Annotated in this window: 16 protein-coding genes; 6 read left to right on the forward strand and 10 right to left on the reverse strand. The window is 69.9% G+C overall.

Features of this window, described 5'->3' with window-relative positions; translation table 11 throughout:
* The first annotated feature begins 5 nt into the window (after positions 1-5).
* The 3 genes from ACUKCB_RS17260 to ACUKCB_RS17270 all read left to right on the forward strand — a co-directional run bounded on the left by ACUKCB_RS17260 (position 6) and on the right by ACUKCB_RS17270 (position 2,693).
* Positions 6-464 carry a UDP-N-acetylglucosamine--LPS N-acetylglucosamine transferase gene (locus ACUKCB_RS17260; RefSeq protein WP_473036631.1) on the forward strand — a complete coding sequence of 153 codons (459 nt, stop codon included), beginning with the start codon at positions 6-8 and terminating at the stop codon, positions 462-464.
* Positions 461-1,966: a glycosyltransferase gene (locus ACUKCB_RS17265; RefSeq protein WP_473036632.1), complete on the forward strand. Its 1,506-nt coding sequence runs from the start codon at positions 461-463 to the stop codon at positions 1,964-1,966. Before ACUKCB_RS17260 ends, ACUKCB_RS17265 begins: the two co-directional genes overlap by 4 nt.
* Before the next feature lie 142 nt (positions 1,967-2,108).
* Positions 2,109-2,693, forward strand: coding sequence for a GNAT family N-acetyltransferase (locus ACUKCB_RS17270; protein WP_473036633.1), 585 nt, complete (start codon positions 2,109-2,111; stop codon positions 2,691-2,693).
* A 24-nt stretch (positions 2,694-2,717) separates the two neighbouring features.
* Here ACUKCB_RS17270 and ACUKCB_RS17275 read toward each other — a convergent pair whose 3' ends face one another.
* From ACUKCB_RS17275 to glmU, 10 genes are all read right to left on the reverse strand, one after another.
* Entirely contained in the window at positions 2,718-3,827 is a 1,110-nt protein-coding gene (locus ACUKCB_RS17275; RefSeq protein WP_473036634.1) for a glycoside hydrolase family 26 protein, read from the reverse strand.
* A 134-nt stretch (positions 3,828-3,961) separates the two neighbouring features.
* Entirely contained in the window at positions 3,962-4,870 is a 909-nt protein-coding gene (locus tag ACUKCB_RS17280; RefSeq protein ID WP_473041049.1) for a sulfotransferase, read from the reverse strand.
* A 147-nt stretch (positions 4,871-5,017) separates the two neighbouring features.
* The gene (gene cysN, locus ACUKCB_RS17285) at positions 5,018-6,286 is read right to left on the reverse strand and encodes a sulfate adenylyltransferase subunit CysN (protein ID WP_473036635.1); all 1,269 of its coding nucleotides are present in this window, start codon (positions 6,284-6,286) and stop codon (positions 5,018-5,020) included.
* Positions 6,287-6,461: 175 nt separating this feature from the next.
* The gene (gene cysD, locus ACUKCB_RS17290) at positions 6,462-7,394 is read right to left on the reverse strand and encodes a sulfate adenylyltransferase subunit CysD (protein ID WP_473036636.1); all 933 of its coding nucleotides are present in this window, start codon (positions 7,392-7,394) and stop codon (positions 6,462-6,464) included.
* A gap of 59 nt (positions 7,395-7,453) precedes the next feature.
* Positions 7,454-8,245: a 3'(2'),5'-bisphosphate nucleotidase CysQ gene (locus ACUKCB_RS17295; RefSeq protein WP_473036637.1), complete on the reverse strand. Its 792-nt coding sequence runs from the start codon at positions 8,243-8,245 to the stop codon at positions 7,454-7,456.
* Between the two features lie 3 nt (positions 8,246-8,248).
* On the reverse strand, positions 8,249-9,622 hold the full coding sequence (locus ACUKCB_RS17300; RefSeq protein ID WP_473041050.1) for a sugar transferase: 1,374 nt from the start codon (positions 9,620-9,622) through the stop codon (positions 8,249-8,251).
* Positions 9,623-10,126: 504 nt separating this feature from the next.
* A complete protein-coding gene (pth, locus tag ACUKCB_RS17305) occupies positions 10,127-10,762 on the reverse strand; it encodes an aminoacyl-tRNA hydrolase (protein WP_191268606.1) in 636 nt (211 codons plus the stop codon).
* 135 nt (positions 10,763-10,897) lie between these two features.
* Positions 10,898-11,494: a 50S ribosomal protein L25/general stress protein Ctc gene (locus tag ACUKCB_RS17310; RefSeq protein WP_473036638.1), complete on the reverse strand. Its 597-nt coding sequence runs from the start codon at positions 11,492-11,494 to the stop codon at positions 10,898-10,900.
* A 389-nt stretch (positions 11,495-11,883) separates the two neighbouring features.
* On the reverse strand, positions 11,884-12,852 hold the full coding sequence (locus ACUKCB_RS17315; protein ID WP_473036639.1) for a ribose-phosphate diphosphokinase: 969 nt from the start codon (positions 12,850-12,852) through the stop codon (positions 11,884-11,886).
* 17 nt (positions 12,853-12,869) lie between these two features.
* A complete protein-coding gene (glmU, locus tag ACUKCB_RS17320; RefSeq protein ID WP_473036640.1) occupies positions 12,870-14,336 on the reverse strand; it encodes a bifunctional UDP-N-acetylglucosamine diphosphorylase/glucosamine-1-phosphate N-acetyltransferase GlmU in 1,467 nt (488 codons plus the stop codon).
* Positions 14,337-14,803: 467 nt separating this feature from the next.
* Between glmU and ACUKCB_RS17325 the strand changes: the two genes are divergently transcribed.
* From ACUKCB_RS17325 to ACUKCB_RS17335, 3 genes are all read left to right on the forward strand, one after another.
* A complete protein-coding gene (locus ACUKCB_RS17325) occupies positions 14,804-15,781 on the forward strand; it encodes an acyl-CoA desaturase (RefSeq protein WP_473036641.1) in 978 nt (325 codons plus the stop codon).
* A 13-nt stretch (positions 15,782-15,794) separates the two neighbouring features.
* On the forward strand, positions 15,795-16,451 hold the full coding sequence (locus ACUKCB_RS17330; RefSeq protein WP_473036642.1) for a TetR family transcriptional regulator: 657 nt from the start codon (positions 15,795-15,797) through the stop codon (positions 16,449-16,451).
* 111 nt (positions 16,452-16,562) lie between these two features.
* The gene (locus ACUKCB_RS17335) at positions 16,563-17,072 is read left to right on the forward strand and encodes a MarR family winged helix-turn-helix transcriptional regulator (RefSeq protein ID WP_473036643.1); all 510 of its coding nucleotides are present in this window, start codon (positions 16,563-16,565) and stop codon (positions 17,070-17,072) included.
* The last annotated feature ends 62 nt before the right edge of the window (positions 17,073-17,134 follow it).

Raw genomic sequence — 17,134 nt, forward strand, 5'->3', positions numbered from 1 at the left:
ACGAGATGTCTGCACGACCGGTTCTCCTGGTGGCCTCCAGCGGAGGCCACCTCACCCAACTGCGCTCGTTGCGCCCCTGGTGGCGGGAGCGGGAACGCGTGTGGGTCACCTTCCGCACGACGGACGCCGAATCAGCGCTGGCCGGGGAGTCGGTGCACTGGGCCCACCACCCCACCACCCGCAACGTCGGCAACCTGCTGCGCAACACCGTTCTGGCCCTGCGGGTGATGCGCGCGCAGCGCCCCGCGGTCGTGGTCAGCACCGGGGCCGGGGTCGCCCTGCCGTTCTTCGTCCTGGCCTGGCTGACGCGTGTCCCGACCGTCTACATCGAGGTCTACGACCGCATCGACACCCCCACCCTCACCGCCAGGCTCTGCAGGCCCTTCACCCGCCTGTTCCTCGCCCAGTGGGAGGAACAGCGTTCGTTCATGCCGACCGCCATCACCGTAGGACCGCTCCTGTGACCGAACAGACCGCACGCTCCGCACACCGCCCCGACGGCAGCGACCACCCCGACGTGGTCGTCAGCCTGGGCACCGACCACCACGCGTTCGACCGGCTGGTGCGCTGGGCCGACGACTACGCGCGCCGCCGCCCGGACCTGCGCGTCCTCGTCCAGCACGGCCACAGTTCGGCCCCGGAGAGGGCCTCGGGGACACCGTTCCTGCCCGGAGAGGAGCTGTCCGGGGCGATGCGCGGGGCAAGCGTGGTCGTCACGCACGGCGGCCCCGGAACCATCACCCAGGCCCGGGCCGCCGGACACCTGCCCGTCGTGGTCGCCCGGGATCCCGAACTGGAGGAGCACGTGGACGACCACCAGTTGCTGTTCGTCCGGCGGGTGGAGGAGGCGGGCCGGGTACACGCCTGCTCGACCGCCCAACAGCTGCACGCGTTCCTCGACAGGGCGCTGGCCTCCCCCGAGGACTTCCGGGTGGACCCCGGATCCGACGACGGACCCGAGCGCGCCGCGCTGCGCGCGGGCGAACTGATCGACCTGCTCACCGACGGGGGGCAGGACGGCGCGGCCCCGGCGGCCGTGGCCCCCGACCCGGCCGACACCTGGCCCGCGGTGACGGTGGTCGTGCCCACCCGGGACCGTCCCGAGCTGCTGCGCCGCACCCTGCGGGCGATCGTCGAGCAGGACTACCCGGGGCGGATCGCCACCATCGTGGTGTTCGACAACGACCAGCCCGACACCTCACTCGCCCACTCCGAGGGCGACCGCCCCGTCCGGGTGGTGACCAACACGCTCACCCCGGGGCTGGCCGGGGCCCGCAACACCGGTGTGCTGGGCGCCGACACCGACCTCGTGGCCTTCTGCGACGACGACGACACCTGGATGCCCGAGAAGCTCCGGGCGCAGGTGGAGGTGATGCGCGCGGAGCCGGGGACCGACATGGTGTGCTGCGGCATCCAGGTGGTCTACGACAAGGTGGAGTCGGAGCGGGTCCTGGACCGGACCAGCGTCACCTTCGGCGACCTGCTGAAGTCCCGCCTGACCGAGCTGCACCCGTCGACCTTCCTGATCCGCCGCGGGGCGATGATCGGCGGTTGCGGGACGGTGAGCGAGGAGATCCCCGGCAGTTACGCGGAGGACTACGAGCTGCTCCTGCGATTGGCGCGGCGGGGGCCGATCCGCAACATCCCCGAGCCCGGTGTGCGGGTGCTGTGGCACCGCAAGTCCTTCTTCTCCGAGCGGTGGCAGACCATCTCCACCGCGTTGCGCTGGCTGCTGGAGCGCTACCCGGAGTTCGCCCTGGTGCCGCGCGGCTACGCCCGGATCGCGGGGCAGATCGCGTTCGCCGAGGCGGCCGCCGGTCGGCGCGGCCGGGCGCTGGGGTGGATCGGGCGGACCCTGCGCAGGCGGCCGTTGGAGGGGCGGGCCTACCTGGCCCTCCTGGTGGTCTGCGGTTTTCCGGCGGGCTGGGTCCTGCGTCTGCTGCACCTGCGCGGCAGGGGTCTGTAGCGGCGGCGTCCGCGGGTCGGCCCGGGGGCCGCAGGCCGGAAATCCGGTGGCTGCGGCCAGGGCCCGTTCGATAACCTCGCGGGCGGCCCCGCACGGGGCGGAGCACCGGAGCGGACCAGGGGACAGCGCCATCAGCAAGCACGTGATCAGGGAAGCCGCCGTCGAGGACGTGGACAGGGCCGCGGACACACTGGCCGCGGCCTTTCGTGACTACCCCTTCACCCGGCACACCATCTCTGCCGACGACCACTTCGTCAGGCTGCGCGAGTTCCAACGGCTCTTCCTGGCCGAGATCGGGCTGCCGCACGGCCGGGTGTGGGTGAGTGACGGGCTGGACGCCGTCGCCGTATGGTCCACCCCCGACTCCGGCGGGGCCGAGTCCGTCATGACGGACCTGCTGCCCACCCTGGTGCAGCTGGCGGGCGACCGCGCGGACGCCTACGCCTCGGCAGAGGAGGCCATGGAGCGGCACCGCCCGACCGGACCCGTCTGGTTCCTGGGAACCGTGGGGGTCCGCCCCGGGTCGCGGGGCCGCGGGCTGGGGCGCGGGGTCGTCAGTGCCGGGCTGCGCGAGGCGGACGCGGCGGGTGTGCCCTCGTTTCTGGAGACCTCGGCGCCGGAGAACGTCGGACTGTACGAGTCGTTGGGTTTCCGGGCCACCGCGGAGTACGACCTGCCCGACGGCGGCCCGCGCACCTGGTCCATGCTCCGGCCGGCGGGCGGCTGACCGGACCGGCGGTCGAAGCCGGGGTCAGTCCCGGGACCGGTCCCGGGTCGCGGCGTACTCCGCCAGGCGCCGGACCCGGTCCGGCAGGTGCACGTAGGGGTCCTGGCCGGCCAGCTCGAAGCCGCGCCGGGCGTACTCGTTGGCCTGGACGCGGAAGTCGCAGCCGTCGGAGACCTTGCTGTCCCAGAGCTTGACGGCGCGCACCCGCTCGTAGCGCCGGAGGACGTCCGGGATGTCCGCGTACCACTTCAGGGTTTCGCTGGGGCCGATGTCGGTGGTGCCCATCTCCCCGATCATGACCGGCTTGTCGGGGTCGATGCCGTGTTCGGGCCCCTCCTCCTGGATCCAGTCGTAGGTCGGGGACAGGGCGTCCTCGAAGGAGTCGACGTGGTCCCAGTTCGACATCTTGTCGCAGCCGGTCATGTTGTAGGCCTCCCAGCTGATCCAGTCGACGTAGTCGTTGCCGGGCCAGAGGCCGGGGAGGCGGTCCACGTTGCCGGGCCAGCCGGTCACGTTCCACACCCAGATGGCGTTGTCCGCGCCCTCGGCCCGGTACAGGTCGACGATGTGCCGCCAGGAGCGCACGAACTCCTCCGGGGTGCCCCGGTTGTTGTAGCGGTTCTTGCCGTCGGCCTCGTGGTCGAAGGTGATGAAGTAGGGCACCTCCAGCTCGGCGACGCCCCGGGCCTGGGAACGCAGCGAGGAGTCGAACCGGCCCGCGAGGATGTCGCGGTAGGCGATGTCCGGATGCCCCGACCGGGTGAACCGGCGGGCCTCGATGTTGGTGTGCACGAAGCGGCCCTGGGCGACCAGCCGCCGCTCCCGCTCCCCCGGAACGTCGGCCTGGTCGATGCCGCGCCAGGTGTAGACGATGTCCATGTTCCGGTCGGCCGCGGACTCCAGCGACTCCACGTCGCCGTCGTAGGGGCTGGCGCCCCACCAGACCCCGCACGAGGGTTCGAGGATGTCCGAGACGGTGCAGCGGGTCTCACGCGGCGGGGGCAGGCCGAGGAACGGAGCCGTGTTCGGACCCGGACGACTCTCGGGGGGCTGGTTCTCCGCCGGTACCGAAGCACCGCCGGGGCTGTCTCCCGCCCCGACCAATCCCAGTGCGAGTAGCACCGACACCGCCATCGCCGTCCCTCGTACCGGTCCGCTACCCACGGCCAATCGCCCCCTAGGCCACCAAAATACGACACAGAGTGTTCACATGATGACCATACGTCATGTTTCGCACGCGCAACACCCCCTGGTTCGCCTAGCGGACATCAGTACCCATAGCGCCCGCGTGTCGGGGTGGTCACCGCCGTGACCAGGCACCGCCGCCACGGAGCGAGCCCCTCCTGCCAGCCGTGGTCCGCGCGGACGCCGACCGGACCGGACCGGAAGCGCATCGGATTGCCGGAGACCGCGTGCCCCCCGGACAGCTCCACACCGCCCTCCCCCAGGACGAGCGGATCCCCCATGTGTCCCGCGAAGTCGGCGATACGGCCGAACTCGGCCTCCGGCGCGGCCACGAAGTCCTCGTAACGCACCCGCAGGGTCGGGGTCCCCCGCCTGGCCAACGCGTCCAGCGAGGAGTTCTGGGTCATCCACTGCACAGCCGAACGACCGGCCGAGTACCGCGCCATCTCCGGCTCGCTACTGCCCGGGGCGGCGTCCGGGCGCACCACCCGCTTGCCCCAGGAGTGCGCCACCGCCCGGGGGTCGCGCACCACGTGCAGGAGGCGCATCCGGGCGCCGTACCGCTGGCGCAGACAGGCCGCCAGCGAGGCGTGCTTGCTCGCGTCCACGATCACCCGAGCACCGCTGACCTGCGCGACCGCCGAGTAGAGGCGGTGGTAGAACTCGGTGTAACGCTCACTGCGCAGCGCGAGGGGCCCCTCCCCCGTCGGCCCGTTGAGCAGGCCCGGCAGGAAACGGGTGCGGTCGACGCTGTCCTTGAGGCGCAGCACCCGCTGGACGTCCAGGCGATCCCAGCCGCCGAACGCCCTCCTGCCCACGTCGCTCCAGAAGCCGCAGTCCGCGAAGGCCAGGCCGCAACCGCAGCGCTCGTTCTCCACCAGTCCCCTGCGCCACAGGTGCACGATCTCACCGACGGAGCAGAATCCGGGCAGCTCACCGAGGAGGCGTTCGATCAGAGTGGAGCCGGAGCGGCCCATCCCACCGACGAACACCAGACGATATCCATCCACTTCCCCAGGTTATTACTTTGGGTCAGATGATTTTGCCGGAACGTGACGATGGTTCGGCCCTTTCCGGTGACACGAAGCGGGGCCGCCGGAAGCGGCCCCGCTCAGATCGGTCTGTTCTCCCAGCACGCGCTATTCGGCCCTGACGACCATTCCCGCGCCCACCGTGGTGTTGGTGGCCTCGTCGATGAGGATGAACCCGCCGGTCTGCCGGTTCTTCGCGTACTCGTCGACGAACAGGGGCTGGGCGGAGCGCAGCCGCACCCGGCCGATCTCGTTCAGGGCGAGGTGGTCGGCGGCCTCGTCACGGTGCAGCGAGTTGACGTCCAGCCGGTAGCGCAGGTCCTTGACCATGACCTTCGCGGTACGGGTCGTGTGCTTGACGAGGAGCTTGGAGCGCGGCGTGAGCTTGCGGGAGTCCGTCATCCAGCAGACCATCGCCTCGATGTCCTGGGAGACCACCGGGGTGTTGTTGGGGCGGCAGATCATGTCGCCCCGGGAGATGTCGATCTCGTCCTCCAACAGCAGGCTGACCGACATCGGCGAGAACGCCTCCGCGACCTCCCCGTCCGCGGTGAGGATCTTCGTGATCCGCGTGGACAGCCCCGAGGGCAGGTGGGTGACCTCGTCCCCCGGCTTGAGGACGCCGCCCGCGAGCTGGCCCGCGTAGCCCCGGTAGTCGTGCAGCTCGGGGTCGTCCGACTTGTGCGGACGGACCACGTACTGCACCGGGAAGCGCGCGTCGATCAGGTTGCGGTCCGAGGCGATGTGCACGTTCTCCAGGTGGTGCAGCAGCGAGCTGCCCGTGTACCAGGGCATGTTCTCGGACCGGCTCACCACGTTGTCGCCGTGCAGGGCGGAGATCGGCACGAAGGTGAGGTCGCGCGCGTCCAGCTTGGCGGCGAATTCGCTGAACTCGGCCTTGATCTCCTCGAAGCGGTCCTGGGAGTAGTCGACCAGGTCCATCTTGTTCACCGCGAGCACCAGGTGCGGCACCTGGAGCAGGGTCGCGAGGAAGGCGTGGCGGCGGCTCTGCTCCTGGAGGCCCTTGCGGGCGTCCACCAGGATGATCGCCAGGTCCGAGGTGGAGGCGCCGGTGACCATGTTCCGGGTGTACTGGATGTGCCCGGGGGTGTCGGCGATGATGAAAGTGCGCTTGGGCGTGGCGAAGTAGCGGTACGCCACGTCGATGGTGATGCCCTGCTCGCGCTCGGCTCGGAGCCCGTCGGTGAGCAGCGCCAGGTTGGTCTGCTCCTCGCCGCGCGCGACGCTGGTGCGCTCCACGGCGTCGAGCTGGTCCTCGAAGATGGACTTGGAGTCGTACAGCAGGCGGCCGATCAGGGTGCTCTTACCGTCGTCCACGGAACCCGCCGTGGCGAACCGCAGGATGTCGTTGCTCATGTTGCCTGGTCCAATGTGCGAAGGGTGGGGCGGTTCAACAACCGGGAGTGCGAGGTGCGCCGGTCAGGGCGCGGGGCCGAAGCGGGACAGGAACCCCAGAGGGTGTTCTTTGGGTTCCTCCCATGAGGCGCCCGGACACGGGCCGAAGCGTCGGCGGAGGCCCAAGAAGACACGACTAGAAGTAGCCCTCGCGCTTGCGGTCCTCCATCGCGGCCTCACTGGCCCGGTCGTCGGCGCGGGTCTGGCCGCGCTCGGTGACCCTGGTCGCGGCGATCTCCGTGATGATGTCGTCCAGCTCCACGGCCGTGGACTTGACCGCACCGGTGCAGGTCAGGTCGCCGACGGTGCGGTAGCGAACGGTCTCGGTGAAGGGCACCTCGGTGGCGTCGCGCTGGATGAGCGGGGAGTCCGCGAGCAGGATGCCGTCGCGCTCGAACACGCTCCGCTCGTGGGCGAAGTAGATCGAGGGCAGCTCCAGGCGCTCGCGCTGGATGTAGCCCCACACGTCGAGCTCGGTCCAGTTGGAGATGGGGAAGACACGGATGTGCTCGCCCCGGTTGATCCGGGTGTTGAACACGCTCCACAGTTCGGGGCGCTGGTTCTTGGGGTCCCACTGGCCGAACTCGTCACGGAAGGAGAAGACCCGTTCCTTGGCCCGGGCCTTCTCCTCGTCCCGGCGGGCGCCCCCGAAGGCGGCGTCGAAGCCGTTCTCCTCGATGGCCTCCAGCAGAGCCGAGGTCTGGAGGCGGTTGCGGCTGGCCCAGCGGCCGGTGAGCTCGGTGACCTTGCCCGCGTCGATCTGCTCCTGGACCGAGGCGACGACCAGGCGCACCCCGGCCTCGGCCACCCGGCGGTCCCGGAACTCGATGACCTCTTCGAAGTTGTGGCCGGTGTCGACGTGCATGACGGGGAACGGGATCGGGCCGGGCCAGAAGGCCTTCTCCGCCAGCCGCAGCATGACGATGGAGTCCTTGCCGCCGGAGAAGAGCAGCACGGGGCGCTCGAACTCCGCCGCCACCTCACGCATGATGAAGATCGCCTCGGCCTCAAGAACGTCCAGCTGGGAGAGCTGGTAACGCCCGAGCGCCTGCTGACTCGCCTGACCCATGGAATCCGCCTTAGAAATACCGACACACACGGCCGGTTCCACCGCGGAGGGTCTTCGGTTCAGCCCCCCGCGTGCGGACCGGCGCTGTCAAGGTCCGCGCCGTCGCGGATGCTTGCCAACAACATACCCGACAATTCCGATCGACATACAAGGATATCTGGGAGTAGCGGATCGGCTACGTTGTAGCGCAGCTCCGAGCCGTCGATCCGGGAGGTATGCAGGCCCGAGGCACGCGCGACCGCCACCGGGGCGGCGCTGTCCCACTCGTACTGGCCGCCCGCGTGCACGTAGATGTCGGCGATCCCGAGCAGTACGGCGCAGATCTTCGCGCCGGCCGAGCCCATCGGAACCACCTCGGCGCCGAGCTGGGTGGCCATCCGCTGCACGAACGCGGGCGGCCGGGTCCGACTGGCGGTGATGCGCAGCCGCTGGCCCTCCGGGCGCTCCTCCGGCAGCCACGGCGGGTCGACCGTGGACAGGCAGCTGCCCTGGGCGGGCAGGGCCACCGCACCGGCGACCAGTGCGCCGTTCTCCCAGAGCGCCACGTGCACCGCCCAGTCGGTGCGGCCGGGCTCGGAGAACTCGCGGGTCCCGTCGAGCGGGTCGATGATCCACACCCGCCTCGCCTTCAACCGGGCCAGGTCGTCGGCGCCCTCCTCGGAGAGCACCGCGTCGCTGGGCCGCAGCCGCCCGAGCGCGGAGAAGAGGAACTCGTGCGAGGTGCGGTCCCCCAGGGTGCGCAGAACCTCGGGCTCGTCGAAGCCGTGGCGGGCGCGCAGGCGCAGCAGCAGCTGTCCGGCCTCGCTCGCCAGGTCTCGGGCCACCTCATGATCGTTTCGGATGCTCTTCACCGGCTAGTATGCTCCCGCCCCACGGATCACCGCTGACCACGTCTTCCACAGGATCTGGATGTCCAACGTCAGCGACCAGTTTTCCACGTACCGCAGATCCAGGCGGACCGATTCCTCCCAGGAAAGGTCGGATCGGCCGCTGACCTGCCAAAGGCCCGTCATTCCCGGTTGGACCACCAGCCGTCGTCGGACGTCGTGCCCGTACTGGGCGACCTCCTCCGGCAGTGGGGGCCTGGGTCCGACGAGCGACATCTCCCCGCGTACCACGTTGACGAGCTGGGGAAGCTCGTCGAGCGAGTAACGGCGCAGCCACGCCCCGATGGGCGTGACCCTGGGGTCCCGACGCATCTTGAACAGCACACCGTCGTGCTCGTTGTGGGACTGGAGAACCGTTTTCAGGGTCTCAGCCCCGACCACCATCGTACGGAACTTGTACACGGTGAACTCGACCCCACCCCGCCCTACGCGTGTCTGCCGGAAAAGGGCGGGCCCGCCCTCGGCGCGGATGAGCGCGCACAGCACGAGGAAGAGGGGCGAGAGCAGGATGAGGGCGAGCGCCGCGGCGCAGCGGTCGAAGGCCCCCTTGACCAGGCGGCGCGCACCCACGAGTTCGGGGTGTTCCACGTGCAGGAGGGGCAGGCCCGCCACCGGGCGGATCGTGGTGCGCGGACCGGCCACCTCCATGAGGGCGGAGGCGACGGTCAGGTCGGTGCCGGTCTTCTCCAGCCGCCAGGCCAGACGGCGCAGCTCCACGCCGTCCATCTCCGGGCAGGCCAGAACCGCGACGGTGTCCGCGCCGGTCAGGGCGGCGACGTCGGCGGCGTCGGCGAAGGTGCCCAGCACCGGGCAGCCCTCCACCTCGGTCGTCGGGGCCTCGTGGTCGGGCAGGCACACGCCCACCACCCGCATGCCGTGGTGGCTCTCGTCGCGGAACCGACGGATGAGTTCGCCGGCGGCCACCCCGTGGCCGACGACCACGACCCCGCTCATGCACGCCCCCAACCGGCGGCGCCGGTGCAGCGCCTTGCGGCGCGCGTAGCGCAGGCCGAGGCTGAGCAGGACGATCAGGGGCAGCGCGACCAGCACGTACCCGCGGGCGAGGTCGAACTTGACGGCGTAGGCGCCGATCGCGACGGTCGCGGCCAGAACCGCCCCGGAGACCGCGACCCTGCGGTACTCCTCGGTGCCGATCCCGAGGAAACGCCGCTCGTAGCCGCCGCCCAGCCGGACGAAGGCGACCCAGACCGGGGGCAGGATCAGGGAGAGGAGGAGGTAGGGGACGGTGGTGTCCGCCAGCAGGGAGCCGTGGAAGCGGGCCCCGGTGCCGGCGAGGGCCGCGGCGAACGCGGCTGCCAGGTCGAGGACGACCAGCCCGATGACGTAGGGGCGGAGCCAGGTTTCGGACCTCGGCCCGGTGTTCGGTTCGCCCCGCCGCGGGGCGGGCGCGAACGGCCTCGCCTCCCGGCGCGGGCGCTGCGGCTCTGGCCGCTTCTTCTGCTGTGCGGAGGGCTTCCCCTGGATGGTGTCCACCCCGCTGGTTGTGACCACGTGTCCCCCAAGACCGCGTACGGATTCAAGTACTCACTAGGAGTAACCGCCCCTGGCGCCACGGGACTCACGCGGAGGATGTGAGCGGGGCGTGTCGTCGGGCGCAGAACGCGTACTGCCACCCCGAACAGTAACCAAAAGTAGTGGAAAAGTCGCTCGGAGTTGCGGCCTGTTGGGGAAGAAGTCCCGGTCCCACCGAGAATGTGTCTGTTCTGAGACCGGCGGGGCCCTCCCTCAAGGGACAGGCGCCCGCCGAGAACTTCCAGGACCGAAACCCTGTGCGGAACGTGACCCGCCGGGAGCGCCCTCCGGGCGGGCCGGGTCCGAACCGGGTCAGGCGGCGGTGTGGAAGATGTTCTGGGCCCGGTCCAGGCCCTCGGTCAGGATCGTGCGGACCGCGTCGGCGGCCCGCTCGACGTTCAGGTCCAGCTCGGAGCGCTCGACCGAGGAGAAGTCGCGCAGCACGTAGGCGGCCGCGTCCATCCGGCCGGGGGGACGGCCGACGCCGAAGCGGACCCGCAGGTAGTCGGGGCCTCCCAGGGAGGCGGTGGTCGACTTCAGCCCGTTGTGGCCGCCGGAGCCGCCGCCCTTCTTGAGCCGCAGGGCCCCGAAGTCGATGTCCAACTCGTCGTGCACGACGACGACCCGCTCCACCGGGACCCGGTAGAACTTCGCCAGTCCGGCGATCGGCCCCCCGGACAGGTTCATGAAGGTGCGCGGCTTGGCCAGCACCACCGAAACACCGTCGATCCGGGTCTGGACGACCTCGGCGTGCGCCTTGTGGGCCTTCCACCGCTCACCCTTGTCCGCGGCCATGGCGTCCACCACCATGAACCCGGCGTTGTGCCGGTTGCCCGCGTACTTGGGGCCCGGGTTGCCCAACCCCACGACCAGCCAGCGCTCAGCCTCAGCCATGTCCTCGCCGTCCCTGCTCTTCCGGATTCCCAACCTGCCCAACAAGTTCCACATGCCGACCGACACTACCGACCCGCGGGGGCACCCCCGAAAACGCCGAACGCGCGGTCCCCGTCTTCCGGGGACCGCGCGTTCGGTCGTCAGGCACGTGCTGTGCGCACCGCCAGGTCGTGTTCGGCCGAACAGGACCTACTCGGCGGCGGCCTCGGCGGCCTCGGTGGCCTCGCCACTGGTCTCCGGCTCCTCCTCCACGCGCGGCGCGGAGACGGTGAGCAGGGTCGACTCGGGGTCGGTGACCAGGGAAACGCCCGCGGGCAGCTTCAGGTCGGCGGCGGTCGGGTTGGCGCCGACCTCCAGGCCCTCGATGTCGAACTCGACACGCTCGGGGATGTGGGTGGCCTCAGCCTCGACGGTCACGGTGACGAGCTCCTGGTTGAGCACGCCGGGAGCCTTGACCTCACCGGTGAGGGAGACGTTGATCTCGACCTCGACCTTCTCACCCTTGGAGACGACGAGCAGGTCGACGTGCTCCAGGAAGCCCTTGATGGCGTCGCGCTGCACGCTCTTGGGCAGGGCAAGGTTGTCCTTGTCCAGGCCGTCGAGACGAATCAGGACGTTCGGGGTCTTCAGGGCGAGCATGAGATCGTGGCCCGGCAGGTTCAGGTGGCGGGGCTCGGTGCCGTGGCCGTAGAGGACGGCCGGCACCTTACCCGCGCGGCGGGCGCGACGGGAGGCGCCCTTGCCGAATTCCGTGCGGGGCTCGGCAGCGATACGTACCTCGGACACGACAAAACTCCTCGGGTTCAACCCCGCAGTACGGGGAACACGACTCCAGTAGTACGAACGATTCCCGCCCTGGGCGGGGAAAGCGGCGGGGTCACCCAGCTTGCAGGGGACGCAACCGCCCTGGTTCCAGGCGTGCCCGGCGAGCCGCCACCGGACCCGTCCGGCCCGGGAACGCTCGTCGCGCACCCCTGCCCGCGTTGTTTCCAGGCGGAGACACGCAGGAATCCACCCGGGCACGGGGACACTCGGCCAAGTCTACTGGCTCTGATGACGACTCCGTACATGCCCTGCCGGCGGGGCCGGGGCGGGTCCCGCCGGCGGGCACGAAGTCCGGTGCCGGGGCAGCCCGGCCGGGATCCGGCGCGGCCGGATCCCGTAGGCGGCGGGTCCTACTCGAACAGGCTGGTGACGGAGCCGTCGGTGAAGACCTCACTGATCGCACGAGCGACCAGCGGCGCGATCGAAAGCTGCGTGAGCTTGTCGAAGGAGCGCTCCTGGGGGACGGGCAGCGTGTTGGTGATGACCACCTCGGAGATGCGCGAGTTCTGCAGGCGCTTGGCCGCGGGACCCGACAGCACACCGTGCGTGGCGGCGACGATGACCTTCTTCGCGCCCTGCTCGAAGAGGGCCTCGGAGGCCTTCACGATGGTGCCGCCGGTGTCGATCATGTCATCGACCAGGACACAGACCCGGCCCTTGACCTCACCGACGACCTCGTGGACCTTCACCTGGTTGGCGACGTCCGGGTCGCGGCGCTTGTGGATGATCGCCAGGGGCGCGCCCAGGCGGTCCGCCCAGCGGTCCGCGGTGCGCACCCGGCCGGCGTCCGGGGAGACCACGGTGATCTCGGAGTGCTCGACCTGGTGGGCGACGTGGTCGGCCAGGATCGGCAGCGCGAACAGGTGGTCCACCGGGCCGTCGAAGAAGCCCTGGATCTGGTCGGTGTGCAGGTCGACCGCCATCATCCGGTCCGCGCCCGCGGTCCGGAACAGGTCGGTCACCAAACGGGAGGAGATGGGCTCGCGGCCCCGGTGCTTCTTGTCCTGGCGGGCGTAGCCCAGGATCGGCGTGACCACGGTGATCCTCTTGGCGGAGGCGCGCTTGAGCGCGTCCACCATGATGAGCTGCTCCATGATCGACTCGTTGACCGGGTCGGCGTGGCTCTGGATGACGAACGCGTCACTGCCGCGCACGGACTCCAGGTACCGCATGAAGATCTCGCCGTTGGCGAAGGTGTCGAACCGGGTGGGGACCACCTCGATCCCCAGCTCCTTCGCGACCTCCTCGGCCAGTGCGGGGTGCGTGCGCCCCGAGAAAAGCATCAGTTGTTTCTGGCCGGTGGCCTTCATGCCGGTCACGTGTTTCTCCCCCACAGTCACTGCTTGTTCGCGTCGTCGGCTCTGTGCCGCTCCGCCTGCTCCGCCGCCTCGGCGGACGGAGTTCCCGGACGCTTGCGCTGCGTCCAGCCCTCGACGTTACGCTGCCGGTGCCCCTCGGAGATCGCCAGGGCGCCCGGAGGGACGTCGTCACGGACCACGGTCCCGGCCCCGGAGTAGGAACCGTCGCCGACGTGCACGGGAGCGACGATCGTGTTGTCGCTGCCGATGCGGACGTGGTCGCCGATCGTGCTCCGGGACTTGGTGACCCCGTCGTAGTTGACGAACACCGAGGAGCAGCCGATGTTGCTGCCCACGCCGATGTCCGCGTCCCCGACGTAGGTCAGGTGCGGGATCTTGGACGCGGTGCCGACGTTCGAGTTCTTGACCTCGACGAAGGCGCCGGCCTTGGTCCGTTCGGCCAGGCGGGTGCCCGGCCGGAGGTAGGTGTAGGGGCCGACGGTCGCCCCGGGGCCGATCTCGGCCCGGTCCGCGGTGGTCTCGCGGACCTTCGCGCCGTCACCGACGAGGGTGTCGCGCAGGTCGGCGCCGGGGCCGACCTCGGCGTCCTCGCCGATCCTGGTGGTGCCGTGGAGGCGGCAGTTCGGGTGGAGCACGGTGTCCGCGCCGATGTGCACCTGGGCGTCCACCCAGGTCGTGGCGGGGTCGACGATCGTGACACCGGAGAGCATGTGTTCGGTGAGGAGCCTGTCGTTGAGGACGCGCCGGGCCTCGGCGAGCTGGACCCGGTTGTTGACGCCCTGGACCTCGTTCCAGTCCTGGGCGCTCCAGGCGTCGACCCGGTGCCCGTCGCCGCGGAGCAGGGCGACGGCGTCGGTGATGTACTCCTCACCCTTGGCGTTGTCGGTGGACAGACGCTGGACGACCTGGCTCAGGAGTGCGCCGTCGAAGGCATACATCCCGGAGTTGATCTCGTCGACGCCGTGCTGCTCGGGCGTGGCGTCGGCGTGTTCGACGATCTCGGTGAAGCTCCCGTCGGCGTCGCGGACGATGCGCCCGTAGCCGTGGGGATCGGGGACACGGGCGGACAGCACGGTGACCGCGTTGCCCTCCTTCTCGTGCTCCGCGACGAGCGAGGCGAGCGTCGCACCGCGCAGCAGGGGCGTGTCGCCGCAGGTGAGGACGACGGTTCCGGAGAGTTCGGTGCCCCTGGCGGCGAGGTCCTCGACCGCCATGCGTACGGCGTGACCGGTGCCGTTCTGCTCTTCCTGGATCGCGGTGGTCGCCTCCGGGGCGACCTCTTCCAGATGGGATCGCACCTGGTCACGGGCGTGGCCGACGACCACGACCGTGCTTCGGGGATCGAGTTCTCGGGATGCGTAGAGCACGTGGCCGAGCATGCTGCGGCCGTTGAGTTCGTGAAGGACCTTCGGAAGTTTCGACTTCATTCGGGTGCCCTCACCCGCCGCGAGGATGATCACGGCAGCCGGACGGTTCACGCTCACTGGAGGAGACCCCTCGTGATAGCTGGCATATGAACGTCGGCTCACCCTGCGGCGGCGCGACCCGCATGCCGCGCGGGCGGCCGTCGGATGACCAGCGGCCGACATGGGAAGGATACATGCGCGTCACGGGCGTCCATCAGCCGTGTGAGAGCGCGGCGAGGGGATCGCGCGGCGCGCCCGGGCGCGGGGCGCGCCGGCGGTGGAGTTGCTCCCGGACCAGGACTCGAACCTGGACGATGGGGACCAAAACCCCAGATGCTGCCATTACATCATCCGGGAACGCTGCGGACGTGTCGTCCGAACGCTCGCCACCAACATAGCGCCTCCCCCCGGGGGCTTGCCAAACCTACGGGGTCGTAGGTTACGGTTACGTAGGAATAGGTTGGGCCGTCCCAGCGGGTGCTCTGCGCGCTTTTGACGCCGTCCTGACCTGTGACGACGTTCTCCATAACGAGGTGTGCAAGACCATGACAGCAGCCCCTGAGGTGCCGACCGAAAGCGCCCTGACCGACCCCGGCGCGCCGAAGCGCGAGGCCAACCCCGAGTACGAACCCGAACTGCGGGGCAAGGCCGAGCGCTACACCGTCTTCGCCTTCGTGTTCGTCCCGCTGATCGCGCTGGTCGCTTCGGTGCCGTTCTTCTGGGGCTGGGGACTGTCACTGACCGACATCGCCATCGCGACGGTCTTCTACCTGATCAGCGGCCTGGGCATCACGGTCGGTTTCCACCGCCACTTCACCCACGGCTCCTTCAGGGCCAACCGGCCGCTGCGGATCGCGCTGGCCGTCGCGGGCAGCATGGCCATCGAGGGCAGTGTCATCAAGTGGGTGGCCGACCACCGCCGCCACCACAAGTACGCCGACGCCGAGGGCGACCCGCACTCGCCGTGGCGCTTCGGCGACGACTGGAAGTCCGTGGCCAAGGGCCTGTACTACGCGCACATGGCCTGGATGTACCTGGACGACAAGAAGACCTCGCCGCGCCGCTTCACCCCCGACCTGCTCAAGGACAAGGACGTCGTCCTCGTCGACAAGCTCTTCCTGCCGATCGTGCTCTTCTCCCTGTTCGCCCCCGCCGCCATCGGCGGCCTGGTCACCATGTCCTGGTGGGGCGCGGTCACCGCGTTCTTCTGGGCGAGCCTGGTGCGCGTCGCACTGCTGCACCACGTGACCTGGTCGATCAACTCCATCTGCCACACCATCGGCGAGGAGAACTTCGAGGTGCGCGACCGCTCCCGCAACGTGTGGTGGCTGGCCATCCCCTCCTTCGGGGAGTCCTGGCACAACCTGCACCACGCCGACCCGACCTGTGCCCGCCACGGTGTGTTCAAGGGCCAGATCGACATCTCCGCCCGGGTCATCTGGGCGTTCGAGAAGTTCGGCTGGGCCACCAAGGTCCGTTGGCCCAACAACAAACGACTCGCCGCCAAGCGGGTCAAGGTCTAGGATCAGAATCCATATGGGAGTAGCCGACAGCGAGCAGAGGACCCGTGTGCGCCGCAAGCGCATGACGGGCAGAGAGCGACGACAGCAGCTGTTGGAGATCGGCCGAGAGCTGTTCGCCGAACGAGGCTTCGACGCGACCTCCGTCGAGGAGATCGCCGCGCGGGCCGGCGTGTCCAAGCCCGTGGTGTACGAGCACTTCGGTGGCAAGGAGGGCATCTACGCCGTCGTCGTGGACCGGGAGATGCGCACACTCCTGGACATGATGGGCGAGGCCCTCACCTCCGACCACGCACGGAACAGGATCGAGAAGGCAGCCCTGGGCCTGCTGCGTTACGTGGAGGAGGACAGTGTCGGCTTCCGGGTGCTCACCCGTGACTCGCACGTCGCCTCCGGCACCGGGAGTTTCGCCAGCCTGATCAACGACATCGCCAGCCAGGTCGAGCACATCATGGCCGACGAGTTCGCCGAACGGGGTTACGACCCGGCGCTCGCCCCCATGTACGCGCAGGCCCTGGTGGGTATGTGGGCACTGACCGGCCAGTGGTGGCTGGAGGTGCGCAAGCCCAAGCGCGAGGTGGTCGCGGCCCACCTGGTCAACCTGGCGTGGAACGGGCTCTCCTCGCTGGAGGCCAAGCCGAAGCTGCAGACGCGCCGGAGGCGCTCCGGCTGACCGGATCTTTGGTGCGAAACCGCCGCGGGGGCGCCACCCCCGGCACCGGTGGGGCGGGTGTGCGACGCATACCCGCCCCACTATCTTGATGTCAAGAGATATGCTGGTGCCATGCGCGATGAGGTGGATGGGCTGATCGAGGCGTGGCGCTCCGAGCGGCCGGACGTGGACGTGACACCCCTTGAGGTGTTCAGCCGGGTGTCCCGGCTCGCCCGCCACCTGGACCGTGCCCGGCGCACCGTCTTCACCGAGCACGAACTGGAGCCCTGGGAGTTCGACGTGCTCGCCGAGCTGCGGCGGTCCGGTCCGCCCTACGAGCTGAGCCCCGGACGCCTGCTGCGGGCCACCCTGGTGACCTCGGGGACCATGACCAACCGGGTGGACCGGCTGGCCGCCGCCGAGCTCGTCCGCCGTCGCCCCGACCCGGCCGACAAGCGCGGGGTCCTGGTCCGGCTCACCAGCAGGGGGGCCGAGCGGATCGACGCCGCGCTGGCCTCGCTCCTCAGCTACGAGGAGACCCTCCTGGCGCCCATGCCCGCCGCCGAGCGCGAACAGCTGGCATCGTTACTGAGACGCCTCCTGGCCCCCCTCGACAGGGCACCCTCGGGTCAGCAAGGGTAGTTACTCGGCGGTATCCGTCTGCTCACCGGGAACCCGCCTCTGGGCGCGCGACATTTCCAGTA

The organism is Nocardiopsis moroccensis (assembly GCF_055763695.1).

Bases quoted from the DNA above. Each gene is read 5' to 3' on its own strand.
- pth (WP_191268606.1), bottom strand. From the start codon at position 10,762: ATGTGGAACTTGTTGGGCAGGTTGGGAATCCGGAAGAGCAGGGACGGC.
- ACUKCB_RS17330 (WP_473036642.1), top strand. From the start codon at position 15,795: ATGGGAGTAGCCGACAGCGAGCAGAGGACCCGTGTGCGCCGCAAGCGC.
- ACUKCB_RS17260 (WP_473036631.1), top strand. From the start codon at position 6: ATGTCTGCACGACCGGTTCTCCTGGTGGCCTCCAGCGGAGGCCACCTC.
- ACUKCB_RS17335 (WP_473036643.1), top strand. From the start codon at position 16,563: ATGCGCGATGAGGTGGATGGGCTGATCGAGGCGTGGCGCTCCGAGCGG.
- cysN (WP_473036635.1), bottom strand. From the start codon at position 6,286: ATGAGCAACGACATCCTGCGGTTCGCCACGGCGGGTTCCGTGGACGAC.
- ACUKCB_RS17325 (WP_473036641.1), top strand. From the start codon at position 14,804: ATGACAGCAGCCCCTGAGGTGCCGACCGAAAGCGCCCTGACCGACCCC.
- ACUKCB_RS17275 (WP_473036634.1), bottom strand. From the start codon at position 3,827: ATGGCGGTGTCGGTGCTACTCGCACTGGGATTGGTCGGGGCGGGAGAC.
- cysD (WP_473036636.1), bottom strand. From the start codon at position 7,394: ATGGGTCAGGCGAGTCAGCAGGCGCTCGGGCGTTACCAGCTCTCCCAG.